Source organism: Hymenobacter terrenus, from assembly GCF_000972495.1.
In the GTDB taxonomy this organism is placed as follows: Bacteria; Bacteroidota; Bacteroidia; order Cytophagales; family Hymenobacteraceae; genus Hymenobacter; species Hymenobacter terrenus.
In genome coordinates, this window is record NZ_LATM01000018.1 from 1 (window position 1) to 25,761 (window position 25,761).

Below are 25,761 nucleotides of genomic sequence, written 5' to 3' on the forward strand. Positions count from 1 at the left end.
AGGTTGTGCTCGAATTCAAGCTCGAAATAGCTCGCCTGACCCAGGTCGAAGCCAGCGCCTTGGTCGCCGCTATTGAGGCCCGCCAGCCCACGCTGCCCAGCTAGCGCCGCCCGCTTACTCCTAACAAAACGCCCCCGTCGTTGCTACGACGGGGGCGTTTTTAGTCCTGGGGTAGCTACCCTTTTTTTCAACAGAATTACCTCATCCTTGGCCAAGTTCAGGTTAGTTGTATCAATAGCACCTTTATAGACAACTATTCGGTGAGTTGGCCCTCTTGGGGAGTTGTTCGCCGATAGCCTCCAGTTCTGTTATCTGCTGCCCATTGACAAAAAGCTTCCAGCGGCTTGGACGCACCAGCTCGTCCTGACCTTCTAAGTGGCCCACAACGAATACTTGCCCGAAGGACATGTTAAAAATGTCAGCGACTTTGAGGGAAATAGTGTTTATATAGGGCTTATAACAAGATTTTTCAAATAATATAGTTGCAAAGCTTCTCTAATGCCCTCTGCTGGTCGATGGTACGCTGAAACTACTAATCAAAGGATGAGCTTGCGCTAGGACAGGATTTCGCACAAGCACTGAAAGAATGAGAAAAGCGTCGCTGAATAGTTCGGGCTCATCTTTTTTTCTGTCCACTGCACGGCTCCACCCAGAATGCTGTGGGTTTCATAGCCGGAATGCGCCTGCCCGAGGCGTTGGTGTGGCCTACGCACCTTGGCGGGCCGGACCAGCCCTGCTTTGATAGGCCGGACATGCTCGTCTTGGCTACGGAAAAGACCCCAGAAAAGGGAGTAGTAAACCTTGGGTGCCGCCGAAGTATCGGCCGGAGTCGGGGCAGGTTGGGCGGTGGCCGGGCGAGCTGCCAGGGTAGCCGCAAAGGAGCCGGCGAACAGAAATAGACGAATAATTCTCATAAGGTTGACTGAGCGAGGGTTGAAACCATGTCCCAAAATTCGACTGGGGCTTACCCGCGTTCTTTTTTCAAATGACCAATGCCCTCCAACTCGTGACCAACGTGCCGCCCTGGCTGTTCAACCGCGTTCGTCATTCTTGTTTGGGGCCCCCGGAGCACTCCCGTAGCTTTACAGTATGAAAATCTCGGACCTTGGGCGGCGGGTGTTGCGCCATGTCGGCGGGTGGCTGCTGTTCTGGGCGCTGTTTTGCCTGGTGCTGTGGCAATCGCAACTCAGCATCGGCGTTGCGATGCGGTTTAGCGCTGGCATCACGCTGGTTAACATTCTGGTTGCCTATGCTCATTTCTACCTACTCGACCGCTTTTTCGCGCTGCGTCGCTACGGCTTTTATGCAGTTGGGCTGGTGCTGACGGTGCTCGGCGGCGGTACGCTCGCATACTTCTGGTTTGCTCATGCTTTCGGTGACCATACTTCCTTCGTGCAGAGTGTCGTCAATACGGGTTCTCTGCTCGCTATGTCCACCACGGCCCGCTACCTGCGCCGCGGCGTGCTGACCCAGCAGGAGCTGCGCGCCCGGCAGCTCGAAACCGAGTTGAGCCTGCTCAAAGCCCAGGTGAATCAGCATTTTCTCTTTAATACCCTCAACAACCTGTACGGCTTGAGCCTAGCCGCTCCCGACCAGATACCCGAGGCCCTGCTCCAGCTGGCCGACCTGATGCGCTACCAGCTTGATAGCTCCCGTCAAAGCACTGTTACGGTAGGCACCGAGGCCGAATACCTGGCCAACTACATCGGCCTGGAAAAGCTGCGCCTGCGGGCCAATACACAGGTGGAGTTTACGGTAGACCTGCCGCGCCCCGAACAGCCGTTGGCCCCGCTGCTGCTGCTGCCCCTAGTTGAAAACTGCTTCAAGCACGCCATTGGCCCGGCGGGCGTCAATACCATCCGCATTCATCTTGCCCAAACCGCCGCGGGCCTCATCCTGCGTACCGACAACAGCATTCCCCCGTCCTTCCGGCCGGCACCGTCGGGCCTGGGGCTGCCCAACCTCCGAACGCGGTTGGCGCAGTTTTATCCCGCCCCGCGCCACCAGCTGGTGGTAGAATCCACTCCTGCTCACTACGCCGCCACCCTATTTCTTGCGCCCTGATGCTGCGTGCCCCAAGCCCCGCGCCCCTGCGCTGTCTGCTGGTTGATGATGAGCCGCTGGCCCACACGGTGCTGTGCGCCTACCTCAGCCGTTTGCCCAACCTGGCCGTCTGGGCCGGTAGCTGCTACGGAGCCGTCGAGGCCCTTACTTTCCTCCACAGCACGCCGGTCGACGTACTATTTCTGGATGTTGACATGCCCGAGCTGACGGGCCTGGAGCTGTTGCGGGCTTTGCCACAGGCGCCAGCCGTGGTGCTGTGTACCGCCCACGCGGCTCACGCACTCGATGCCTTCGACTTAGGTGTGGTAGACTACCTGCTCAAACCCATTCGCTTCGAGCGCTTCGTGAAAACCATGGGGCGGCTGCACGCGGGTGCTAGCGCCGCCCACCACGCGCCGACGGCATCTCCCGCCGCGCTGGCCACCACTGGCCGCCCCACCGATTCCATTTTTCTCAAAACCGACGCGGGCACCGAGCGAGTGCGCTTTACCGACTTGCTGTTTGTGGAAGGCTACGGCAATTTCGTGAAATGCCACCTGGTTTCTGGCTGGACGCTACTCACGGCCGAAACCATGAAGCACCTGGAAAGCCAGCTGCCCGCCGCCCAGTTTCTGCGCGTCCACAAATCCTATCTAGTTAATCTAGCCTCTATCGAGCGCCTCAGTGGCAATGTCCTACTGGTTGGGGCGCGTGAGCTACCGGTGGGCAGCACCTATCGACAAGAAGTGTTGCGGCGCCTGCATTTGCGGTAAAAGACGCGCTGCTGAAGCGCCATTTCTCAGGCTGGAGTGGCCTCTTGAGCCCCGTGTCGCCCTGCCACGGCATCAATAGCCTCCGCCAGCCGATAGTCGCGCTTGGTCACGGTGTTGCCCGCATCGTGGGTCCGCAGCCGGAATTCGACCACGTTATATTCATTGCTGAACCACGGGTGGTGGTCAAGTTGCTCGGCTTCGGCGGCTACGTCGGTGAGGAAGGCGAAGGCAGTTTTGAAGTCCGCGAAGCGGAAGCTGCGGCAGAGGCTGTTGTCGGTTTCAGTCCACATGGTTTAATAGATTACTTGTTTGAGAGCCGTTTCGAGGTCTGCGTACCGTAGCGCGGACTTCTAGTCCGCGACTCCGTCTGACCAACTGACGAGCGGACGCGTGGACTAAAAGTCCGCGCTACGGTACACCAACTTCAAAACTGCTCTGATAAAAACGTACGTGCATTAGGACAATTGGTCGCGCACTTCCATCAGGGCAAACCCCAACAGATTTAAGCCACGCCATTCGGTGGGCTGGGCCGCGTGTGGGGAATCCTGCGCCAGGCCAATGCCCCAAATGCTATCCACCGGGCTGGCTTCTACCAGCACGCGGGCGCCGGTTTGGCGCAGAAAAGTGGCCAAAGCAGGATGTTGCCCAAACTTTAAAGCATTGCCGCGTACGACAATTGCCATCCGGGCGGCGGTCCAGGTTGCTTCATCAAATGGCGCGATTTTGCGGCCCAGCCGCTTGGCGTCGTTGGGGTGCGTGGTGCGAAGAATGGCCGCCCGCGTGTCGTCGTCGCCAAAGAGCCGGGCTTTTTCGGCCATCATATAGTGTTCGGCGGTCGGGTAGCGGGTGCCGTTTTCCTCAAAAGTCGCCGGGTACCACTGGCTGAAACATTCCTTGCCAACGGCGCCGTGCGCTGGCGTGGTATGACCCCAGAAAAACAAGTATTCCGGCTGATGCCCTTGCGCAACAGCCGTTTGCAAGTCGCTTACGGAGCGGATAGGAGGTAAAACTGGGAGGGCCATGAAGACAGGAAAAAGGAGTTTTTAAGCAAACTACGGTCGGGTATGTAAACCCAAAAGGCCAAACTAAAGTACACCTTTCTCTAGTCGCTTCATCACCTCCACCTCCCTGTTCCCATGGCCATCGACCCGAACAATCGCCCCATCCGTGTCATCAACGACGACACCACCAACGAAGAAATGGAGGCCGGCCACCACATTCCCAACGCCGACCCACCCAAGAACGAAGAGCAGCGCGGCGGCTTTGGCAACCGCGACGGCAAAGAAGGCTTCGGCACCGACTCCGCCAACGGTGATACCGCCATTTCCGTAAATGCCAACGCCGACCGCCTGAGCCAAGGCCTCGTTCCCGATAATATCCGCTTTCCCGACGGCCCTCTGGCCGACCGGCCCAACCAAGACCTGCCCGACGAGGACGACCGCGAATTGATACCCCCAAACGGCGGTCCAGTCGACGAGCTTGACGCCCACGACCGGCGCCCGGGCGTGGACGAAATGCTGAACCCTAATTCCCGCGTGGGCATGGGCCAAATGGAGCCCCGGCCCATTCAGCCCATCACCGGCACCGATACCAACGCCGAGCTAACCGACCCCGGTGCCATCGATACCGCCATCGACCAGTAGCAACAGGCTGTTGGTACGGGCATACGAAAGCAAATCCTTATTCCTTCCATCCACATTCTAACCTTTCTTTATCATGCCGTACAAAAGCAATAACACCAACCAGCAATCCGGCGAAAACAAAGGCGGCCCCACGGTAACGGAGCAGCCCAAAGCCGTTGGCAACATGCCCGCCATTGAGCACGACCCCGAGACCGAAGCCCGGCTCGAACAAGAAGCCCTCGATGCCGGCCTACGCCACCCGAACCGCAATCTCGAAAAGCCCGAGACGGGCCGCCCTGCCTACGGTGGTGGCCACTAAGGCGATTAAGCTCTGACCGAAAGAACGTCATGCTGCGCTTGCCGGAGCATCTTTGCCGCAAACTATTTGTGCCGCATAGATGCCTCAGCAAGCGCGGCATGACGTTCTTTTTTCTGATTATCGCTCCCTATTGCTCATGAGCCGCTACGCTACCACCGACCTGCACGGTTGCCTGCACACTTTCCGCTATCTGGTAGAGGAAGAGTTGCGCCTCACTCTGCAGGATGAGTTATACCTGCTCGGCGATTATGTGAACAAAGGCCCTGACAGCCGCGGTGTGCTCGACTATCTCATGCAACTGCAAGCAATGGGCTACCAGGTGCAATGCCTCCGGGGCAACCACGACCATGCCTTGCTTGAAGCCGCCCGGCATCGCTGGTGTTGGGATTGGCTGGGCCCCCGCGGCCGGCTGCCCACCCTGCGCAGCTTTGGCGTGCAGCGCCTGGCCGACATTCCGGCGCCCTACCTCGACTGGTTGGCGGCGCTGCCTTATGAAATTGAGCTGCCCGATTTCGTGCTCGTACACGCCGGTTATGACTTTGCGTTGCCGCCACTCGAAATGCGCCGGGACTATGCCACCATGCTCAACACTAAAAAGTTCGTCTTCGACCCCTCGCGACTCGAAGGCAAGCGACTCCTGCACGGGCACGTGCCTACGCCCACTGCCCAGGTACGCACTAGGGCCGCCACCCACCCCGGCGTGCTGGGCCTTGATACGGGCTGTGTGTATCGGCAAAATCCCGAATTGGGACATTTAGCAGCTCTCAACCTCGATACTTGGGAGTTGAAATTAGTCGCCAATCGTGAGCCTCTATACTCCATTAGCAAGCGTTAAGCACACTTAATCTCACTCATAGTTTTTGAGTTGCTCCGGTCCTTATAGCGTCGGGTTTTTTTTGCATTATGGTAATAATACAGCAGGCGTTTTTTAGCTTTAAACAGACGGGTTTATTATTTAATTTAATTTTATTGCAAGAATAATTATGCTAACAGTATGGCTGCTTATAGCTTGTTTACTTAAAAAAACCATGCTTCTGAGCAAGGTAAAATCAGTTAGTTAAATTGAGAGGATAAAAAAAATAATAGAAGGATTGCTCGAAAAATACGGTAAGTCTGTAATAATGTTGGCCCGAAATTGTATTATCTTATTTGTGAATTGGCTCTCCTATTGTGCGTGGCAAAAACCGCAAGTAGGTTTGATAAATGCTATTCCGTCACATCTACCGCTACCCAAATAAACAGGTGCCCAGAGTTACGACAACTTATATGATTAGCATTATGGGGGGCTGACGCCTTCTGGCAGTGCCTCCCAATAACTCCCTACCTCTACCGAAATCCCTTTTACACAGCGTTCGCAAAAGCGGACACTGATAAACTTTTGATGCGTTTCGTCTCACTTTAAGAATTCCGTTTATTATGAAACACGTTGTACATGCGCCCAGCGAACCTATTGGGCCTTTGCCTATGCATGCATGGTGGGTAAGCCGTCGCGGGCAAGTGATGGGCCTGTTGCTGGCAGCAATGTTACTATTAGGCAGCCGGGCACAAGCCGCAATTATCTATACTGTAGACGCGGGCACTACGCCTACTCTCACTAACTTTCCAACTATTGCGGCCGCCCTCGCGGCTGTGCCCTCGCCCCTCACCGATTCCTACGAGTTACGGTTGCTGGACGCCAGCTATACCGAAAATGTGCTGCTAACCAAAACGGGCTCAGCAGTGAATACGCTCACTATTAAACCGGGTGCTGGCGTTAGTCCGGTTATCATCGGTACGCTCACCTTCGGAGCCGGCAGTGCTTATAATAAGCTGGATGGCAACAACGGCACCGTTCTCCGCGCCTTGAAGCTTGAGCAGCCCAACACGGCGCTACCAACCGTCCTTTTTACGGCGGACGCGTCGAATAACGAGATTCGCAGTGTTGAGGTGCTGGGTTCGAATACGTTGACGAGCAGTGGTGTTATCGTGCTTGGCAATGGCACCGTCAGTGGTAATGATAATAATACGATTACGCAAAGCTTCGTAGGCAACCTCGACCCTATTCAGCTGCCTACTAACCTGGTTTACGCGGCCAACTCAGGTGGTGGTGCCAACGACAACTTCTCCTTGACCAACAACCAGCTGTTCAACTTCACCCGCACCGGCGTGCTGGTAGGTGTTGGTAACGGTAATGAGTGGATTATCTCTGGTAATAGCTTGTACTACAATGCCGTATCCGTACCTACTACCGCCCAGACTGGTGTCGACTTCCGCCCCGGCGCCGGGGCCAACGCCGCTACCATAAGTGGCAACTTCATTGGCGGCCGGGCCGACAAAGCCACCGGCGGCATTTGGACCAATACTGGTAACCAAGACTTTCAAGGTGTCGTGGTTAGCTGTGGTAACAGTGTTTCGCAGACCAATAAGCTGATAGGAAATACGGTGAGCCAAATAAATTTGCCCTCTTCCGGTGGCCAAGCCTTCACGGCACTGAACATAATCGCGGGTCGTTCGGAGCTTACTGGTAATGTCGTGACCAACGTTAGCAATACTGGCGCCGGTGCTGTGAACAGCCTTGTGAGCCAGGCAACCACCATCCTTAAAGGCTTTTCAGTGAGCACCAGCCAACTAATGGTCGTAGCCAATGGCCTAACTACGGTAGAGGGAAACCTGAATATCGCGACCGCTGGCAAGGTTAACCTCACTGGTGGTAATATGCTCGTTAAAGGCAATTTTATCAGTACTGGCGGCTTGTTCACTCAGACTCTCGGCGACATTGAAATCACGGGCGACATGCTGAACAGCGGAAGCTTTGTCTGCACAACGGGCAAGGTAAGGCTGACTGGTGCAGGCGCCCAGAAAGTGAGCGGTGGCATCTACTTTAACTTAGAAGTAGACGGCGGTGGCACAAAGACTCTTACCGGCAATATATTAGTCTTCAATGGAGTGCAGATGATAAACGGCATTCTGGACACGCGTGAGTCTAGTCCTAGTGCGCCTAGTATTGGGTGGACTCTCGAACTCGCGGAGTTAGCTACTCTCAGCGAAACCGACAATAACTATGTATTAGGCCGTGTGGCTGCATTTCGTGAGCCGAAAGCAGGTTTAATAGAAGATTTTGGCGGCATGGGCTTGCTACTGCAACCCGCAGCGGGCTCGACGCTGCCCGGCAAGACCCGCGTGGAGCGCACAACGGGTGATGCTCCGAAAGGCGTTGGAGGGCGCACTGGCATTCTGCGCTATTTTGACATTTCGTCTGAGAACCCCACTGGCTTGAACATCGCCATGACCATCAACTATCTGCCTCATGAACTAAATGGCATTGCCCCCGCTAACCTCATCTTCTTTCAGTCGATAAATAATGGTGCCTCCTGGCAGAACAAGAACATCAGTTCCTCCGGTGCCAATTTTGCCAAGCTGAACAAGGTGACAGAATTTGGACGTTGGACGCTGGGCGACATCGCCAAGCCGCTGCCAGTGGGCCTCACAGCCTTCAAAGCTGAGCGCCAGGGGCGCAACGCTTTCCTCACCTGGTCTACCGCCACGGAGCAGGACAACCGCGGCTTTGGCATCGAAGTCTCACTGGACGGCAAGACGTTCAAGGAAATCGGCTTTGTAGCCGCTGAAGGCAACAGCAGCACTCCCCGCAGCTATAGCTTCGTGGATGTTACCGAAGGCAAAACGGGCGCCCGTTACTACCGCCTCCGCCAGGACGACCGCAGTGGCCCGTCCCACTACTTCAGCCCTCAGAAGCTAACCTTTGATGGTGTACCGGCAACGCTGGCCGCCTACCCCACCCAGTTTGGCGCCGACCTGACGGTGGCTCTGAACCACCCCACCGCCACCACGGCCACCCTGCGCTTGCTCGATGGGATGGGTCGCGAAGTGTGGCGGCAGGAGCAGGCCCTCGTGCCCGGCGCCGCCCCACTGCATGTGCACCCCACTTGCGCCGCCGGCAGCTACATCTTTACGGCTACAATAGATGGGCAGGTGCTGCGCCAGCGCGTTGTGCGGGAGTAATTAGTTAGGCGAATAGTTAGGCGAAAGTCCCGCCAAAATTTCTTTACTGGTAAAAAAGCCTCAGCTATCAAAAGTTGAGGCTTTTTTTATTATGACCAAGGCTCATTCATACTGTAGAAGACCATCGAATTAGTTTTGAGGAGAAACTGACAAATAGGCAAAAGGACCAATTCATACAGAGGGGCTCATAGTCCGCAAGACAATTTAAACTCTGTTTGACTACTTCCCTCTTAGCGCACTGACGGCCACCACCCGTCGGGCTGAAGACCGGTAAGGATTCAAAAGTGGCGACCTCGCCGTGCTAGGATTGGCTTCAGTCGCCGCTCGTTGGGCGTCATTTGCCCATCGGCAACGCATTCGGGCATGTTGAAAATGGCGGTGTAGGTCTGACGACGGCGGGCAGGGGCTGCTGGGCGGGTGCGGCGGCCAGTCGCGCTTGCGCCACAACATTCGGCCGCTGCCTAATTCACCAACTCCGCTCACCTGTTACCTTTGGACTTATGCAAACAGTCGCCCCCGTCCGCCTCACCGACACCGCCGTTTTCGACCTCATCGCCCAGGAGAAAACCCGCCAAACTCACGGAATAGAGCTTATTGCCTCCGAAAACTATGTTTCGGAACAGGTGATGGCCGCCCAAGGCTCCGTGCTCACTAACAAGTACGCCGAAGGCCTGCCCGGCAAGCGCTACTACGGCGGCTGCGAAATCGTGGACCAGGTGGAGCAATTGGCCATCGACCGCGTGAAAGAGCTGTTCGGCGTGGCCTGGGCCAATGTGCAGCCCCATTCCGGCGCTCAGGCCAACGCCGCCGTGTTCCTGGCCTGCCTCAAGCCCGGCGATAAAATCCTGGGTTTCGACCTCAGCCACGGCGGCCACCTCACCCACGGCTCGCCAGTGAATTTCTCGGGCAAATACTTCGTGCCCAGCTTTTATGGCGTAGAAAAAGAAACAGGACTCATTGACTGGGACAAGGTGAAGGAAACCGCCCGCCGCGAGCGCCCCAAGATGATTATCTGCGGCGCTTCGGCCTACTCGCGCGACTGGAACTACGCCGCCCTGCGCGAAGCCGCCGACGAAGTAGGCGCCCTGCTGCTGGCCGACATCTCGCACCCCTCGGCCCTCATCGCCACCGGCCTGCTGAGCTCGCCCTTCGAGCACTGCCACATCGTGACTACCACCACCCACAAAACCCTGCGCGGCCCCCGCGGCGGCCTCATTATGCTGGGGAAAGATTTTGAAAACCCCTTCGGCCTGAAAACGCCGAAAGGGGAAATTCGGCCTATGTCGGCCGTGCTCGATGGCGCCGTGTTCCCCGGCACCCAGGGCGGGCCGCTGGAGCACGTTATCGCCGCCAAGGCTGTGGCTTTCGGCGAGGCCCTGACCGACGATTTCAAAGCCTACACCCAACAGGTAGCGCGCAACGCCCAGGCGCTAGCCGCCGGCTTCGTGGGGCTTGGCTACGACATCATCTCGGGAGGAACCGACAACCACCTCATGCTGATTGACCTGCGTTCGAAAGGCATCAGTGGCAAGCTGGCCGAAAACACGCTGGTGCGGGCCGATATTACCATCAACAAAAACATGGTGCCCTTCGACGACAAGTCGCCTTTCGTGACCAGCGGCATCCGCATTGGCTCGGCGGCCGTAACTACCCGCGGGCTGGGCGAATCGGATATGGCCCGCATCGTGGAGCTGATTGACGAAACCCTGATCCATCACGACAATGACACTCGCATCGGACAGGTGCGGGCCCGGGTGAATTCCTGGCTGCAGGACTACCCACTGTTTGCGTAGGCAGGGCTGAACATTCAGGGGCCGTCATGTCGAGCTTGCCGAGACATCTCGCCCGAAGTGGTAATCAATTGGTTCGAACGATTGAATTATTACTTCGGGCGAGATGTCTCGGCAAGCTCGACATGACGTTCTGATTTTTGCTCTTCAACATTTATCCATACTTATTCTTTTCCGTGCAACCTCAACCGCAACAAGACAAACCGCTGGGCGAACAGCACGAGATGTCCTTCATTGACCACCTGGAGGCACTGCGGTGGCACATTATTCGGGCGGCTATTTCGGTGGTGGTGTTTGCTACCGGGGCCTTTTTTGCCAAAGACTTTCTGTTTCACGACCTGATTCTGGGCCCCTCGCGGCCTGATTTCTGGACGTACCGCATGTTTTGCAAGTTTGGGCAGCTGGTGCACGCCCCCGATTTGTGCATCGACAAAATCGGGTTTGTCATTCAAAACCGCGAGATGAGTGGGCAGCTCACCATGCACATCAGCACCTCATTCATGGTGGGCATCGTGCTGGCTTTTCCCTATCTGTTCTGGGAAATCTGGCGGTTCGTGAAGCCCGGCCTCTACCCGCACGAGCGGCAGAATTCCCGGGGGGCAGTATTTTTCGTGTCGGTGCTGTTCATGCTGGGCCTGTTGTTTGGCTACTACATTGCCGCCCCGCTCAGTATCAATTTTCTGGCTGGCTACGTGGTGGACCCCACCATCGAAAACCAGATTGACATGCAAAGCTACCTGAGCACGCTCACCACTATGAGCCTGTCGTGCGCTTTCGTGTTTGAGTTGCCCATGATTGTGTTTTTCCTGGCTAAAGCTGGTTTGGTGTCACCGGAGCTTATGCAGTTGTATCGCAAGCATGCCATTGTGGTCATCCTGATTGTAGCGGCCGTCATCACGCCCCCTGATATCTCGGCTCAGATTATTGTCACCATCCCCATTTTGCTGCTTTACGAACTTAGCATCCACATTGCTCGCGTAGTGCGGCGCAGTGACACTGCTCGCCTCAATGCCACGCTGAATAATAATGCGTAGGACGTAGCAGCTGATGTATTCATCAGACCCTACAATCCTCAACTCAAACTATGAAACATGCCCTCGGCTCGGCTTTGCCCACAAGGAAATGTTCCGTATTGAGCCCAGCGACCGGGGTTGCGAAGTTCAAGGCGTATTCTGCGGATCCGCTGGATTATTCTGACGTAACGCTCTCAATGACGGCGGCTGCGGCCGCTGATCAGTTCGCGGCCGGAGTTCTTCTTTGTGAGTCGGCTACTGGCGTTTGAGTTGCTGTCAATAAGCACGTCGGGTTGCGCGTTGTCATTGCGTGGCTGCCTGGGCTTACCGCCTTAGCACAGCCGCATAGCGAAGCCAATGTGTTGTGTATTAAAGCGAATTGTATTGACAAAGTGTCTTTCTGAGAAATTGTATCAGCTTTTCTGAAGGCAGAGTTCGAAGGCGGGCTACATCAGCACCATGTATCTAAAATAAATTGCTGAGGGCGCTTTCGTGAAGCTTTGAATAAGAGGTAAGCAGGTAATAATAAATATTATATTTCCCCTGAAATAGTATTAAAGCGTGAAAATTGGTTTTGCATGGCTTATCTTTGAATAGCATTATGCAGCTAATTATGACGCGGTCCGGATTTTTGCTGTTATGGCTTACGGCTGTGGGGTTGCTACTAGGACGTGCAAATCCAGTGGTGGCGGGCCGGCCATCGCCCATTGGTACGGAGGTGTTGCGCCAGAAACTGGCCACGCGCCTACCCGACACGACGCGCCTACGCCTACTGACTGCCATGTGCTACACTCTGCACACCGAACAGCCGGTTCGCGCCCTGCCGTATGGCGAGGCCGCTGTAGCTCTGGCCCGCACGTTTCCCACCGATGAGCAAGGACCGGGCCTGTTGCCCAGTTTGTTGGTTCTGGCCAGTTGCTACGCTAATCTGTCGAACGGTCCGGAGGCTCTGACTCTGCTTTCCGAAGCCCAGGTGCTGGCCCGTCGCCTGCACAACTCCGATGCCTTAACTCGTGCTTACACCGCTCAGGGCAGTATTTATCACGAGCGGGGTGACTCTACTACTGCTTGGCGCCACTACTACCAGGCCCTACGACTAACCTCGTCGGCTAGCGTGACGGTCCGGACCCGCATGAAGCTGTTGGGTAACATGGGCAGCCTGCTGTACTTCCGTCAACAGTATCAGCAGGCCATGCATTTCGATTCGCTGGCGCTGGCGCTGGCCCGCCGCGAGCGCGACTCAACGGCTCAGTCAACCTACCTTTCCAGCCTGGCCACTTCTCAGCTCCGGGTAGGAAACTTGCCCCGGGTAAAACGGCTGCTCACGCAGGCGCTGGCCATTAGCCGCCGCCAGAACGCAGCGCGCAATCAGGCCGACCAACTGGTGATGTTTGCCTTATACTACATCCAAACCGACCAAACGGAGCGCGCCGATGCCGCAGCGCGCGAAGCCCTGCGCTTGGCACGCCAAAGCAACTACTTGGAGCGGGTGCTCGATACCTACAGCATTCTGGCTGCCGAGGCTGCCGAACACAACAATTATCGCCAGGCCTACGAATGGAATCAGCGCTACGTGGAGCTGAACGATACACTCAACAGTCGCCAAACCACCCAGACCCTGGCGGCGGCCCAAGTCAGCTACGAAACCCAGGACCGGGCCCGGCGCCTGCGGCAGCTCACCAAGCAGCACGACGAGCAAGTGTGGCACAGCCAGGTGCTCGGCACAGCCGTAGCAGTGCTGGCCTTGGGCCTGCTGGTATCCGCTTACTTCTACCGCGACCTGCGCCGCAGCCGCGCCGCCCTGGCCGCCAACAACCAGGCACTGGAGAAGGTATCGGCGGAGCTGCGCAGCGTGGCCGTGTTCAAAGACCGGCTGTACGCCATTGTCGCGCACGACCTACGCGGGCCCGTGACGGCGTTTGCGGGCGTCACCAGTCTGATTGATTCCTACATCGCCCAGAATGACCAGGATGGCCTCGCCAGCTTGCCCGCGATGGTCCGGCAAGCGGCGGATAGCCTCAACCAACTGCTCGACAACGTTCTGAACTGGGCCGTGAGCCAGACCGGCGAATTGGACTGTCGCCCCGCTCCGTTGCGGGTGTCCGACTTATTCGCTGAGTGTCATGCCTTGTATCAAACCACGGCCGCTGCCAGCTGGCAGCATATTACTATGGCCGCCCCCGCCGACTTATACCTGATGGCCGACCACAACATGGCTCGGACCATACTGCGCAATTTGGTGGGCAATGCACTCAAATTCATGCCATCAGGTGGGCACGTGCACCTGGATGCCACCGTCGACCCGGACGACCCTTATACGGTGCTACTCAGCTGCACCGACACCGGGCCGGGCATGAGTGTTACCACTGTTGCTTCGCTTATGAGCGGTCCGGCGCTGCCCGAGCCCAGCGCTGCCTCCGCACCGCGGGCTACGGGCCTAGGACTGGGCTTGGCGCTGTGCCGGGCTTTCGCGCATCGGCACGGCGGCACGCTGGTTATTCAAAGTCGCCCCGGTGCTGGCACTAACATAACGGTGAGTCTGCCAGCCGTAAGGAAAGGGGGTAGTTTAGTTCGGCGATAAAAGCAGCCCGACCAACTCCCTTCCTCAGATGAAGCGGAAGTTGGTCGGGGTCCAGACTTACCAAATTACCACGCGGGTCGAATCTGGCCGGTAGAGCTTTTGGCCGGGCTTGACGCCAAAGGCTTCATAGAAAGCCGGCACGTCGGCCATGGGGCCGTTCACACGGTATTGGGCGGGTGAGTGCACGTCGGTGAGCAGCTGCGAGGCCAGGCTTTCGTCGCGCACGTGCATCTGCCAGCCTAAGGCGTAGCCCAGGAAATAGCGCTGCACGGGCGTCAGGCCGTTAATTTTCTTGCCCTCTTTGTACTGCTTGGTTTTCTTGAAGGCATCGAGCCCAATGACGATGCCCCCGAGGTCGGCAATGTTTTCACCAGCCGTGGCTTTGCCGTTGATGTGCAGGGAGTCGAGCAAAGTATAGCCATTGAACTGCTTCACAATGCCATTTACGCGCTGGTTGAAGCGCTGGCGGTCTTCCTTGCTCCACCATTCGTGCAGGTTGCCGTGGGCGTCGTACTGGCTGCCTTCGTCGTCGAAGCCGTGGGTCAGTTCGTGGCCGATGGTGCTGGCGCCCGCGTAGCCGTACACTAGGGCATCGTCGGCATCAGCGTCAAGCAGGCCGGGCACGGCGAAGGCTGCGGCGGGCAGCACAATCTCGTTGTTTGAGCCGTTATAGTAGGCGTTGTAGGTCTGCGGGGTCATGCCCCACTCGGTGCGGTCCACGGGCTTGCCCAGCTTGTTTAGCTCGTAGCGGTACTGCCACTGGTTGGCGCGCATTACATTTTCGGCCAGGGAGCTGCGGTCAATTTTCAGGGCCGAATAATCCTTCCACTTATCGGGGTAGCCCACTTTGGGGGTGATTTTGTGGAGCTTGTCGATGGCCACCTTTTTGGTGGGTGCGCTCATCCAGTCCACTTTCTGAATGTGGTCGGCGAAGGCCGCTACCACGTTTTTTACCAGCGTGTCGTAGCGAGCTTTGGCTTCGGGTTTGAAATATTCTTTCACGAAGAGCTGGCCCAGAGCTTCGCCTAGGGCATCTTCCTGCATGTCGAGCACGCGTTTCCAGCGCGGGCGAATGGCCTTAGCGCCGCGTAGCACTGTGCCGTAGAAATGGAAATTTTCATCTACGAACGGCCGGCTGAGTGTGGGCGCGAACGTGCGGGTCACCTGCCAGGTGAGGTAGGCCTTCCAATCGTCCAGCGGAGCGGTTTTCAGCAGCTTGCCCGCCATTTGATAAAACTCCGGCTGGCCCACGATGACCGTATCCACATTCGAAAATTCCATCTGGTTAAACCAGGTTTTCCAGTTGAGGCCCGGCGTGAGCTTGTTGAGCTGCGTGATGCTCATTTTATGGTAGTTGGCATACGGGTCGCGCAGGTCTTCGAGCTTGCGGGAGGACTTCGCCAGTGTGGTTTCCAGTGCCATTACCCGGGCGGCGTTGGCCTGGGCCGTGCTGAAGTCCTGGCCCAGCAGCTTGAAGGTGTTGGCCACGTGCTTCAGGTATTCGCGGCGGATGTTCTTGGTGCGCGAATCGGTGTTGAAGTAGTAGTCGCGGTTGGGCAGGCCCAGGCCTTCTTGGTTCAGGTAAAGGGCCATTTTCTCACTGTTCTTGGCATCCTGATATACGCCGGGGCCAATGAGCGCGCGCACGCCCAGCGGAATTTCGTGGGCAATAACACCCGGCACCTCGGCCACCGTTTTCATGGCCGTGATGCGGTCCAGCTCTGGCTTGATGGGTGCGGTGCCCAGCTTGTCCGCTTTCACCGAGTCGAGCCCGACGGCCCAGAAATCCCCGATTTTCTGCTGGTTGCTGCCGGGCGTTGCCTTAGCTTGGGCCGCTTCCAGGCTGGTTTGGCGCAGGCGGGCATAAATCTCATTCTGCACCTCTTTGCCAATGCCCCAGTTGCTTTCCGACGCCGGGATGGGGTGATTCTTCAACCAAGTGCCGTTGGCGTAGGTGAAGAAGTCGTCGCCGGGGGCTACGGTGGTATCCAGGGCGGCGTGCAAAATATCGGGCTTGCCGCCGGTGCTGGCCGTCTTCAGCGAATTGGATGGGCAACCGGTGACGAAAGCCGCCAGCAGCGGCAACAGAAAGAGAGGTTTTTTCATGAAAAAGAAGCTGGATATTTTAAAATAAAGAGCGTCATACTGAGCTGGCTGAACCGAAGGTCGGCGTAGCCAAGAATCTCTACCACGATAGTAACCCAATGATAGGATTAGTTGCGCGGCAGAACTACTTGGCTACGCTAACCTTCAGTTCGGCCAGCTCAGCATGACGTTCTTTACATGTCCGGTTTCCTACAGAATAAACCGCGTGCTCAGGAAGCTGCTCTCCTGTCCGTCCACAATCTCATTGAGAAGGTGCTTGTTAGCGTCGGTTTGCTTGGTGGCCACCACCGTGCGAATGCTGAACGAGCGCAGCGCGTCGTAGACTGACAGCGTGCCCTCGGCCGAGTCTTTGCGGCCGGTGAAGGGGAAGGTATCGGGCCCGCGCTGGCACTGGGCGTTGATGTTGACGCGGCTCACCTGGTTCACGAGCTGGTCGATGAGGTCGGCCACTTCCCGCGACTCGGAGCCGAAAATGCTCACTTGCTGGCCGTGGTCGGAGTCGATGATATATTGGATGGCTTCGTCGACGTGGGCGAACGAGGCCACCGGCACCACCGGCCCGAACTGCTCTTCGCGCCACAGCTTCATGCCTTCTTTCACGGGGTACACCAGCGCGGGGTACACCAGCGGACCCGCCGCCGTGCCACCGCCTTCGTTCAGGATGCGGGCGCCCTTCGACTGGGCATCGACCAAGCATTCGGAGAGGTAACTGGGCTTGTGCGGCTCGGGCAGGGGCGTGATGTTGACGCCCGCCTCCCAGGGCATGCCGGGCTTGAGCTTATTGATTTCGGCCCCGAGGCGCTGCACAAAGTCCTCGGCAATATGCTCGTGCACCATGAACAGCTTGAGAGCGGTGCAGCGCTGGCCGTTGAAGCTCAGCGAGCCCAGCAAGGCCTCCTTCACGGCCACTTCCAGGTCGGCATCGGGCATGACGATGCCCACGTTCTTGGCATCGAGCCCCAGAATAGCCCGCAGGCGGTTGGATTTGGGGTGCAGCTTCTTGAGCGAGTCGGCCACGCGGCTGCTGCCGATAAGGCCCAGCGCGTCAATCTTGCCCGACGACATGAGGGCCGGCACCACGGCATTGCCCCGGCCGTACACGGTATTTACCACACCCTTGGGAAAGGCTTCGGTGAATGCCTGGAGCAGCGGAAAGTGCAGCAGCGTACCGTGTTTCGGCGGTTTGAAGAGCACCGTGTTGCCCATAATCAGGGCCGGAATCAGCATGCAAAAGGTCTCGTTCAGTGGATAGTTGAAGGGGCCCATGCAGAGCACCACGCCCAGTGGCGAGCGCCGAATCTGGCCAATAATGCCTTCCTCAATGGTGAAGCGCGACGAGTCGCGGTCCAGGTCCTTGAGGGAGTTGATGGTGTTGCGGATGTAGTCGACGGTGCGGTCAAACTCCTTCTCCGAGTCGGCGGCCGACTTGCCGATTTCCCAGAGTAGCAGCCGCACGATTTCGGCCTTGCGGGCCACGATTAGGCGGGTGAATTTCTCCACGGCCGCAATGCGGTCGGCCACGCTCATGGTCGGCCATTCGCCGCGGCCGTGGTCGTAGGCGCGCACGGCGGCATCGAGGGCCTTGAGGCTTTCGGCCTCGTCGAGCAGCGGGTAGGAGCCAATGATGCGGGGCTTGAGGCTGCCGTCGGGCTGGCGCTCGGCCATGGGCGATACCACTTCCTGGGTGGGGCCGGCCCACTCGCGCAGCTCGCCGTCGAGCAGGTACTGGCGCTGGTGCAGGGGTTCGGGCAGCCGCCAGGCTTCAGGAATGGCCGCCTCATTGGGCGGGAAAAGTTGGGTCAGGCTTTCGGTGGTGACGGGCATAGTCGGGGACAGAATGTGCGGTGCGAACCTACGCACAAGTGCATGGGTACGGAAATGTTCGGTGGCCGGTCTGGTGCCGGGCGAGGCGGGACGGCACCGTTTGGGCGGCCCGAATGCCCATAAAAAGCTATGTTGCCACTGCATTAACTTTCCGCTCATGCCGCTTCGCCTCCTGCTCTTGCTCAATTTCGCCGCCGCCGCCTACCTCACCGGTCTCATCTGGACGGTGCAGGTGGTGCATTATCCGAGCTTTGGGCTGGTGCCCAAAACTGCCTGGACGGCCTTCCACGCGGCCCATACCCGCCGCATGAGCTACGTGGTGATGGCGCCCATGGTGCTGGAACTAGGCTTGGCCATCTGGCTGGCCTGGGCCGGGCGCAGCGTGCTGCCGGGCGGCGCCGGTTGGTGGAGCCTCGGCTTGGTGCTGCTGATTTGGGCGGCCACTTTCTTCATCTCTGTGCCCTTCCACAACCGCCTCGAAGGCGGGTTCGACTACATTGCCATCGACGGCCTCACGCGCACCAACTGGCTGCGCACGCTGGCCTGGACGGCGCGGGCCATGTTGCTGGGCTGTCTACTGGTGCGGTAGAGAGCGGGGCGCCTGTCGCATATTAGGGGCTATTAATTCCCACTGTCAGAGATGAAAGTTCAGGCAATGTCACCATCTAGCGGGTGAATGCAGAGGCATGTCGACTACTGGCGTGGTAGCGGAAGCAAGAAGCGGTGCTACTTGTGGCACCATGTAAGAAAAGAGGGTGTAAGATTTATTTTTCTTACGCCCTCTTTTCTTACACCCCCTAATAATGGTTGTCAACGCTGAGACTGTTACGATGCGTGCGTACTCCCACTAGGCGTTTAGGCGTTGGGTTGCAGGCAGACGTAGTGCTTGAGCATGCCCGCATCCACACTGGATACCCTGCTAATTGCTATCCTATTTAATCGTGCCGAGCAGGAAGAAAAAGAGTAGCTGCGTAAGGTAAACCAGCGGTACCAGGGGGTTCACCTTGGGAAAGGTGGTCCGGTTGAACAGCATTTGCAGCACGCAGGCCACGATGAACCAGTCGCGGAAGTTTTGGAACGGAATCACATTGGCCGACCAGTGCCAGAAGTCGTACTGGCTGGCTACCGGCTCCAGACACAGATCGAGCCCTACCATGAGCAGGGCCGCCAGGAGGATGCGGGGTAGCTCGGGCAGAGGCAGGTACCGGGCCAGCATACCGCAGACATACGTCAAGACCAGCCAGTTGAGACCGATGAGGGGTGGCACGCCCACGAAGGGCTGGGCATCGAAGAGCTTAAACCCAAGGGTGTCGCCGTAGGAATAGTGCCCAAAAATCCGCCCGGTATTCACGCCGATAAATTCCACCCCAATCCCGAGCAGCACGACGGTGATGCAGAAGCCCCAAAAGCTGGCGTTGCGCTCCCGCTGAAACAGCAGCAGCAGCAGCGCCGTGAGCAGCAGCGTGAGCGGCGTAAAGCGCAGGTAGAAATCTGGATTTTTGGTAAAAGCCAGTCCCATGAAGCCGGTGACGTGAAACAGCAGCACCAGCCCCTGGGCCACGCGCAGCCGGCGGGTTTTCGCGGCCGGTAGCGGCTCGGTGTAATCAACCATATTGGAGAATGAAGAAGAAGCAGGGGAAGAAGGAAAACTTATTCATTCTTTATCCCGGCTTGCTCATTCTTCATTAATTAAAGACGAAACGATTTTGGCCGATAGCAGGCACAGCGGAATGCCGCCGCCCGGATGCACCGACCCGCCGCAAAAGTACAGCCCCTCCAGCCGCCCCGAAAAATTGGGGTGTCGTAAGAACGCCGCCAGTGCATTGTTCGAGGAGCTGCCGTAGAGTGCCCCGCCAAACGACGACGTATCGGCGGCGATGCCGGGGGGCGTCCACGCCTTTTCGGCAGCAATCATTGGCTCGATGGCCGTGCCCAGTGCCTGGCTCAGCTTACGGAGTACTACGCGGCGGGTTTTCGCGGTCAAGGCGTCCCAATCCTGGCCCTGGTCGTGGGGCACGTTCACCATCACAAACCAGTTTTCGTGGCCGGGCGGTGCGTCGGTGGGCGTTTTTTTGGAGGTGACGTTGACGTACACCGTCATGTCGTCACCCACGGTTTTTTCCTGAAAAATGGCTTGGAACTCGCGCTCATAATCAGCGGAGAAGAAGATGTTGTGCAAATCCAGCTCGGGAAACTCGCGGGCGATGCCCCAGTAAAAAATCAGGGCCGAGGAGGAGCGGGGCTGGGCCAGCGTGCGCTCGGGGGCCGGCTGGCCCGGCAGCAGGCGGCGATAAGTGGGCATCACGTCCATGTTGCTCACCACCCGGCCAAAATCATACACGTCCAGGGCCGTGCGCAGGCCCGTTACGCGGCTATCAGCTACGATAATCTCCTCCACCGGCTCATTGTAGCGAAATTTCACCCCGAACTCTTCGGCCAGCCGCGCCAAGCTTTCGGCAATGGCATAGATGCCGCCTTCGGGATAAAACGCGCCGATGCCGTGCTCCAGGTGCGGAATCATGCTCAGCGTGGCTGGCGCCTGGTAGGGGTCCGAGCCGTTGTAGGTGGCGTAGCGGTCGAACAATTGCACGAGGCGTGGGTCGTTGCCAAAGGCTTTGGCGTGGCGCTGGTGCATGGTGCCCAGCAGCCCCAGCTGTGGCAGCGCGGCCACGGCCTTTAGAGTTTCGGGGCTGAGGTAGGTGCCAGCCTTGTGCAGGGACTTGTGCAGAAAGGTGCCGGCCGTGGCGTCGTACGCTTTGCCGCTGCGGGCTAGAAACTGCGTCACAGCCGCGGCGGGGGCACCGAGTTTGGTTTCTACTTCCGCGGCGAACTTTTGCGCGTCGGCCCAAGCGGTAAGGAGCGTGCCATCGGCAAAAAAATAGTTGGTGATGGGGTCGAGGCGCTCGTAGCGGAAGTACTCGGCCGGCTCGCGGTGGGCCAGGCGGAAAATATCGTCGACCAGCTGCGGGAGGGTGAAGAGCGACGGACCGGCATCGAACCGGTAGCCGCCGGGCAGGCTGAACTGGTGCATCTTGCCCCCAAACGTGCCGCTGGCCTCGAATACGGTAACCGCGTTTCCCGCCACTGCCAGCCGTACTGCCGCCGCCAGGCCGGCAATGCCCGCGCCGATGATGGCCACGGGTTGTTTGGGAGTGTATTTTTTATTCTTAGCTGATTTCATGCGCTGCTAACAGCCAATGCGAAAAGAGGCATCAAAATGAGTCCCGGAGGGGCAGCCCGTCGGTACCTAACCGAACGCTTCGAAAGAACATAGCCCCAGCGGGGCGACCCAACTGTTGGTACGATTTGCTCAATCCTCTAACTCACGAAACAGGTATTTGTCTTCGTATGAAACCTGAAACTTATCCAGCAGGAGCTGATATTCCTACCGGAAGCTTCGGATAGTATGATGTTCCTGCTGCCGTTCGATGTACGTGATAACGGCGGGGAGCTGCGAGGCGGAATACGAGAAAGCACCAAATCCTGCCTGCCAGGCGAAATTGCCTGGGAGCCACCGTTGCTCGTTGATGAATTTCGACGAAACGGCTTTTACGTCACGTATCAAGTCAGACAAGGCCGCCATGTCAGGTCGCAGGCCGATGAGCAAATGAACATAGTCTGGCATGCCATTGATGGCTAGTAATTTTTGTCCGCGCTCGGTGATGATGCCGGTGATGTAGCGGTACAGCCGTTCCGCGTGCACGACCGGAATGCAGGCCGCCCGGTATTTCACGGCGAACACAACGTGCAGGTGAATTTGCGTGTAGGTGTTGGACATGGCGCGGGCGGGTTGGGGCGCCCCTCCGGGGCTTTTGTTCTTTTGGAACGCTGGCTTGGCTACCGATGGGGCGCCCCGCTGGGGCTTTTGTTCTTTTGGAACGTCGGGGTTAGCTACCGATAGGGCGCCCCTCCGGGGCTTTTGCGCAGAATATCTATCTGCTGCTTTGGGGTTCTACTCCACGGCTAATACTAGCCCCTTCAGGTACGCGCCCTCGGGGTGGAAAAGGCTTACCGGATGGTCGGCGGGCTGGGTGAGGCGGTGCAGGATGCGGGCGGGGCGGCCCGCTTCGATGGCGGCGGCCAGCACGGCGCCTTCGAATAGCTCGGGGCTTACTACTTGGGAGCAGCTGAAGGTGAACAGCAGCCCGCCCGGCGCGAGGTGCGCGATGCCGGCCGCGTTCAGGCGCTTGTAGCCCATGAGGGCGGCGTGACGGGCGCCCATGTGCTTGGCAAAAGCGGGCGGGTCGAGCACCAGCAGGTCGTACTGGGCCGAGTGGTTTTTGAGGAAGCCCAGCACGTCGTCGGGGTAGGCGGCGTGGCGGTCGGCGTGGCTCGACAGCTCGGCGTTGCGCTCGGTGAGGGCAATGGCTTTCTTACTCGAATCGACGGAATGTACCAGCTCGGCGCCTGCTTCGAGGGCGTAGACGGAGAAGCCACCAGTGTAGCAGAAGGTGTTGAGCACGCGGCGGCCGGGCGAGTAGCGGGCCAGCAGGGAGCGGTTGTCGCGTTGGTCGATGAAGAAGCCGGTTTTCTGGCCCGTTTCCCAATCGACGGCGAACTGGTGGCCATTTTCCTGCACGAGGTGCTCGGCGCCGGTGCTCGCGCCGAAGAGGTAGCCGTTCTGGGCGTTGGGCACGGCGTTGCCGGGCACGGTTTCGGCGCTCTTGTCGTAGATGGCGCGCAGCTTGTCGCCAAACACGGCTTGCAGGGCGGCCGTGATTTCGGGGCGGGCGCGGTACATGCCCACGCTATGGGCCTGGACGACGGCCACGTCGCCGTACACGTCGATGATGAGGCCGGGCAGGCCGTCGCCCTCGGCGTGCACGAGGCGGAACACGTTGGTGTCGGCGGTGCCGGTGAGGCCCAGGCGCTGGCGGAGCTGGTAGGCTTCGCCGAGCTTTTTCTGCCAAAACTCGGGGGTGGGGAGGGCGGCTTCGGCCCCGAAATCGAGCATGCGCACGGCAATGGAGCCGCTGCCCGAGAAGTGGCCCACACCGAGCAGCTCGCCGTCGCTGGCTTCGACGCGCACGGGGTCGCCCTCGTTGGTTTCGCCCTTCACGCGGGCAATGGCGCCCGAGAATACCCACGGGTGGCGGCGGCGCAGGGAGTGGTCTTTTCCGTTTTTGAGGACGATGGTGGCGGGGTTCAGCATAGGTGGGCAAAGGTACGGCGCCTCTGGTGCGAACTTTGCGACGGCTGCGCTCCCGTACTTGTTTTCCAGGTCCAGCTCGCCGTTGGTCGCGTACTGGTGCTGGCAACCGTAGCGCGAACGCTATATTCCGCGTCCCCGAACGATGCGAGCGGCGCGGGGACGCGAACTACAAAGTTCGCGTTACATTTTACTGGAACCAGTGCCGGTAGATGGGCTTACGCCAGGCAAACTGCGCCCACATGGCGGGGTAGAGCAGGGCGTCGAGCAGGGGCGAGGCGGTGCGGTATTCCAGGTTATCCACAATGATGCTGGTGCCGTTGGGGCCAGGCTCGATGAGGTGGCGGTGGCGCCAGTAGCGCAGCGGCGGGGGCAGCAGCTGGCCTTCATCGACGAAGAACTGGGTGCCGTCGGGCAGCTGGCCGTCGTCGACAATCAGCGAGGTCCAGCGTAGGCGCTTTACCAGGGTGTTGAGCTCGATGTCGACGTGGTCACCAGTGCGGCAGCCGTCGAAGCGCAGCACCCGCAGCCTCGGGAAGGGCGGGGCCAGGGCTTCAAAGAGGGCGCGGGTGAAGCCGGCCATGACCTGGGCGGGCGGCTGGGCCACGGCGGTGCGAAGGATTACCTGCATGGAGGGATGGGCAAGGGAAGTAACATAACGCCCGTTTCCGGGTCGGGAAACGGGCGTGGAAAACCGGGAGCCGAATGGGCAAGGGTATTACGGGATGGGGTTGACGGAGATGTCGGTGTGAGAGCCGGGCAGGTCGATGACGGTGCGGGCGGCCGTGACGCGGGCGTAGAACTCGGGATTGGAGCGCTTGTACTTGCGCAGGGCGCGCTGGAGGCGGTCTTTCAGCAGCCCGGAAATGAGGGAGAAGCGCTGGCCGGTGCTCAGGCTCACGGCCTGGCCGGTGGTGTTTTGCTGGCGAGCCGTGTTCTTTTTGCCCCCGAAATCATTGATGGCCTGACGCAGCTCCAGCTGGCGGGCGGAGGAAATGGCGAGCTTGCCCATGGCCGCACCCTGGGTATCGGCTAGTTCGAGGAGGTGCTCGGTCACGTCGACGAGGCGGGTGCCGCGTAGCTTCACGAGGTCGTTGGCGGCGTAGTTGGACTCGGCTTGCAAGGTGTGGCTCTTGATTTTGGTGCCGAAGGAATAAAGGTCGCCGGCAATTTCGGCTCCGATGTCGCTCAGCAAGACTTTGGCCTCGGCTTTGTCGTTGGTAGCGCCGCCCTTGCGGGGGCGGACGCCATCTTTGCGCAGAGGCTTGAGGATGACCAGGTGCTCGTGCAGCTCGGCTGCGATTTCCCGCATTCCCTCATCTTCCTGGTAAATGGTCGGGTCTTTTTCCAGCTCGGCATCGACGTTTTCGTAAGCCGTGAGGCGGTTGGACTGCTTGGCAGTAAGCATGAGTAATGGGATTGGGAATGAGGGAATCAGCCGCGGCCGGGCATCCGGACCGCGCCAGACAATAGTACGACGCTACCCCGGTTCCTGCAACCCCCGGCGCGGGCGCGGAAGCCCCGGCGGCAACGCGAAAACCCGAGGCACGCGGGCGGAGCCGTTGGCGCGGGCACGGAACCGCCCGGCGGGCGGGCGAAACGGCGGGGCGGCCGGGCGAATGCCGTGGCGCGGGGGCGAAAGCTGGTGGCGCGAGGGCGGCGCTTCGGGGCGGGGCAGCGGGGGCCGGGGCGCGGGCGCGGAAAGGGGTGGCGCGGGCGAAATGCGTTTGGGCGCGGGCGCGGAGGAATCAGGCGGGCTAGAAAACTTACTCAGCAGCTAGCAATGCTTTCAAGTAAGCCCCGACTTGCTGATGAAATGCTCGGAAACTGTCAGAGACTTCTGCTAGCCATGCAATGCGCTCCGGACTGAGCGTATCCAGCAGTTCCTTGACGATAAGCTCCCGACTCTTGGTCTTATCGGCATAAACGGCATTTTTAGCTTGGTCTTTTGGCTTGCGCTCAAGGGCATCTCGTTCCGGGTGTTGCGCCAAGTATAGCAACCAATGCTCCACGCATTGCATCGGTAGCGTACGGCCGTGCCATTCAGGTGGGCGTGAATTGGGGCGGGTGCAATGGTATCGGCAAACGAGTCGTAACCAATGGCCAGCAACATGGTATCAGCTAGGAAATAGTCGCCAGTCAAGGCCACACACGAGTGGAGTCTTGGTGCTGTTGTACACGCACAGCTTTTTCCCGATACCGGTGGCGCTCTTCCCGATTAACCCACACCGTTAAGCCGAGTGCGCAAACCCCCAGCAAACTCAGTACTGCAGCGGGAGTAAGCAGCAAGGCAACGACCAGACGTCTGGAAAGCGGCACTGGCTGCGGCGAGTTGCGGATGCTTTGCCAGGCCTTCAGCCCTGCCTGCGTAAGGTGCCATAGCACGATGATGACAGCCAACGCAAATGAGGCGGCCAAGAAGGCTATTAGGTAAAACACCCCCTGCATGAAGTCCGAGTCAATGAATTCGAGCAGTAAAGGCGACATAGCGGGCGTTGGTAAAACAAGCTGAACCTAGAGTGAAAAGTCTTGTGCCTTCGGA

General features: G+C 58.7%; 23 protein-coding genes and 1 pseudogene. 11 read left to right on the top strand and 13 right to left on the bottom strand.

What is annotated here, in order from left to right:
- Positions 1-554: 554 nt before the first annotated feature.
- Positions 555-914, bottom strand: a complete 360-nt coding sequence (locus WX88_RS18460) for a hypothetical protein (RefSeq protein WP_046245890.1) — start codon at positions 912-914, stop codon at positions 555-557.
- Between the two features lie 175 nt (positions 915-1,089).
- On the opposite strand from WX88_RS18460, the gene WX88_RS27975 reads away from it, so the two are divergent.
- Positions 1,090-2,064 carry a sensor histidine kinase gene (locus WX88_RS27975; RefSeq protein ID WP_052732846.1) on the top strand — a complete coding sequence of 325 codons (975 nt, stop codon included), beginning with the start codon at positions 1,090-1,092 and terminating at the stop codon, positions 2,062-2,064.
- On the top strand, positions 2,064-2,816 hold the full coding sequence (locus WX88_RS18470) for a LytR/AlgR family response regulator transcription factor (RefSeq protein ID WP_046245891.1): 753 nt from the start codon (positions 2,064-2,066) through the stop codon (positions 2,814-2,816). The genes WX88_RS27975 and WX88_RS18470 overlap by 1 nt, the downstream gene beginning before the upstream one ends.
- Before the next feature lie 26 nt (positions 2,817-2,842).
- Here the strand turns inward: WX88_RS18470 and WX88_RS18475 are convergent, their stop codons facing one another.
- Together WX88_RS18475 and WX88_RS18480 are read right to left on the bottom strand one after the other, a co-directional pair.
- Positions 2,843-3,106, bottom strand: coding sequence for a 4a-hydroxytetrahydrobiopterin dehydratase (locus WX88_RS18475; protein ID WP_046245892.1), 264 nt, complete (start codon positions 3,104-3,106; stop codon positions 2,843-2,845).
- Between the two features lie 165 nt (positions 3,107-3,271).
- Positions 3,272-3,838, bottom strand: a complete 567-nt coding sequence (locus WX88_RS18480; protein WP_046245893.1) for an NADAR family protein — start codon at positions 3,836-3,838, stop codon at positions 3,272-3,274.
- A 114-nt stretch (positions 3,839-3,952) separates the two neighbouring features.
- On the opposite strand from WX88_RS18480, the gene WX88_RS18485 reads away from it, so the two are divergent.
- The 7 genes from WX88_RS18485 to WX88_RS18515 all read left to right on the top strand — a co-directional run bounded on the left by WX88_RS18485 (position 3,953) and on the right by WX88_RS18515 (position 14,140).
- A complete protein-coding gene (locus WX88_RS18485; protein WP_046245894.1) occupies positions 3,953-4,459 on the top strand; it encodes a hypothetical protein in 507 nt (168 codons plus the stop codon).
- Positions 4,460-4,532: 73 nt separating this feature from the next.
- Positions 4,533-4,757 carry a hypothetical protein gene (locus WX88_RS18490; protein WP_046245895.1) on the top strand — a complete coding sequence of 75 codons (225 nt, stop codon included), beginning with the start codon at positions 4,533-4,535 and terminating at the stop codon, positions 4,755-4,757.
- Positions 4,758-4,893: 136 nt separating this feature from the next.
- Entirely contained in the window at positions 4,894-5,592 is a 699-nt protein-coding gene (locus tag WX88_RS18495; RefSeq protein WP_046245896.1) for a metallophosphoesterase family protein, read from the top strand.
- A gap of 629 nt (positions 5,593-6,221) precedes the next feature.
- Positions 6,222-8,756 (top strand): autotransporter outer membrane beta-barrel domain-containing protein, encoded by a 2,535-nt coding sequence (locus WX88_RS27980; RefSeq protein WP_197076843.1) that lies wholly within the window; start codon positions 6,222-6,224, stop codon positions 8,754-8,756.
- A 500-nt stretch (positions 8,757-9,256) separates the two neighbouring features.
- Positions 9,257-10,549, top strand: coding sequence for a serine hydroxymethyltransferase (locus WX88_RS18505; RefSeq protein ID WP_046245897.1), 1,293 nt, complete (start codon positions 9,257-9,259; stop codon positions 10,547-10,549).
- Between the two features lie 173 nt (positions 10,550-10,722).
- Entirely contained in the window at positions 10,723-11,580 is an 858-nt protein-coding gene (gene tatC, locus WX88_RS18510; protein ID WP_316932337.1) for a twin-arginine translocase subunit TatC, read from the top strand.
- Positions 11,581-12,160: 580 nt separating this feature from the next.
- Positions 12,161-14,140, top strand: coding sequence for a sensor histidine kinase (locus WX88_RS18515; protein ID WP_046245898.1), 1,980 nt, complete (start codon positions 12,161-12,163; stop codon positions 14,138-14,140).
- A gap of 57 nt (positions 14,141-14,197) precedes the next feature.
- Here WX88_RS18515 and WX88_RS18520 read toward each other — a convergent pair whose 3' ends face one another.
- Both WX88_RS18520 and WX88_RS18525 read right to left on the bottom strand, forming a co-directional pair.
- Positions 14,198-16,246, bottom strand: coding sequence for a M13 family metallopeptidase (locus WX88_RS18520; RefSeq protein WP_046245899.1), 2,049 nt, complete (start codon positions 16,244-16,246; stop codon positions 14,198-14,200).
- 189 nt (positions 16,247-16,435) lie between these two features.
- Positions 16,436-18,070 carry an NADP-dependent glyceraldehyde-3-phosphate dehydrogenase gene (locus WX88_RS18525; RefSeq protein ID WP_046245900.1) on the bottom strand — a complete coding sequence of 545 codons (1,635 nt, stop codon included), beginning with the start codon at positions 18,068-18,070 and terminating at the stop codon, positions 16,436-16,438.
- Between the two features lie 157 nt (positions 18,071-18,227).
- On the opposite strand from WX88_RS18525, the gene WX88_RS18530 reads away from it, so the two are divergent.
- On the top strand, positions 18,228-18,659 hold the full coding sequence (locus WX88_RS18530; protein WP_046245901.1) for a hypothetical protein: 432 nt from the start codon (positions 18,228-18,230) through the stop codon (positions 18,657-18,659).
- Between the two features lie 342 nt (positions 18,660-19,001).
- On the opposite strand, the gene WX88_RS18535 is transcribed toward WX88_RS18530, so the two are convergent.
- The 6 genes and pseudogenes from WX88_RS18535 to WX88_RS18560 form a co-directional block, all read right to left on the bottom strand.
- Entirely contained in the window at positions 19,002-19,682 is a 681-nt protein-coding gene (locus tag WX88_RS18535) for a carotenoid biosynthesis protein (RefSeq protein WP_046245902.1), read from the bottom strand.
- A gap of 63 nt (positions 19,683-19,745) precedes the next feature.
- Entirely contained in the window at positions 19,746-21,251 is a 1,506-nt protein-coding gene (gene crtD / locus WX88_RS18540; protein WP_046245903.1) for a 1-hydroxycarotenoid 3,4-desaturase CrtD, read from the bottom strand.
- A gap of 129 nt (positions 21,252-21,380) precedes the next feature.
- Positions 21,381-21,848: pseudogene (gene tnpA / locus WX88_RS18545) on the bottom strand (IS200/IS605 family transposase).
- Between the two features lie 174 nt (positions 21,849-22,022).
- A complete protein-coding gene (locus WX88_RS18550; protein ID WP_156176269.1) occupies positions 22,023-23,219 on the bottom strand; it encodes a class I SAM-dependent rRNA methyltransferase in 1,197 nt (398 codons plus the stop codon).
- A gap of 190 nt (positions 23,220-23,409) precedes the next feature.
- Positions 23,410-23,850 (bottom strand): SRPBCC family protein, encoded by a 441-nt coding sequence (locus tag WX88_RS18555; protein WP_046245905.1) that lies wholly within the window; start codon positions 23,848-23,850, stop codon positions 23,410-23,412.
- An 87-nt stretch (positions 23,851-23,937) separates the two neighbouring features.
- Complete coding sequence (locus WX88_RS18560) at positions 23,938-24,627, bottom strand: hypothetical protein (RefSeq protein WP_046245906.1); 690 nt, start codon at positions 24,625-24,627, stop codon at positions 23,938-23,940.
- On the opposite strand from WX88_RS18560, the gene WX88_RS30255 reads away from it, so the two are divergent.
- Positions 24,626-25,000: a hypothetical protein gene (locus WX88_RS30255; RefSeq protein WP_156176263.1), complete on the top strand. Its 375-nt coding sequence runs from the start codon at positions 24,626-24,628 to the stop codon at positions 24,998-25,000. The genes WX88_RS18560 and WX88_RS30255 overlap by 2 nt on opposite strands.
- Here WX88_RS30255 and WX88_RS18565 read toward each other — a convergent pair.
- Together WX88_RS18565 and WX88_RS18570 are read right to left on the bottom strand one after the other, a co-directional pair.
- The gene (locus WX88_RS18565; protein WP_156176264.1) at positions 24,986-25,210 is read right to left on the bottom strand and encodes a hypothetical protein; all 225 of its coding nucleotides are present in this window, start codon (positions 25,208-25,210) and stop codon (positions 24,986-24,988) included. The genes WX88_RS30255 and WX88_RS18565 overlap by 15 nt on opposite strands.
- Positions 25,211-25,358: 148 nt before the next feature.
- The gene (locus WX88_RS18570) at positions 25,359-25,706 is read right to left on the bottom strand and encodes a hypothetical protein (protein WP_046245908.1); all 348 of its coding nucleotides are present in this window, start codon (positions 25,704-25,706) and stop codon (positions 25,359-25,361) included.
- Positions 25,707-25,761: the final 55 nt, after the last annotated feature.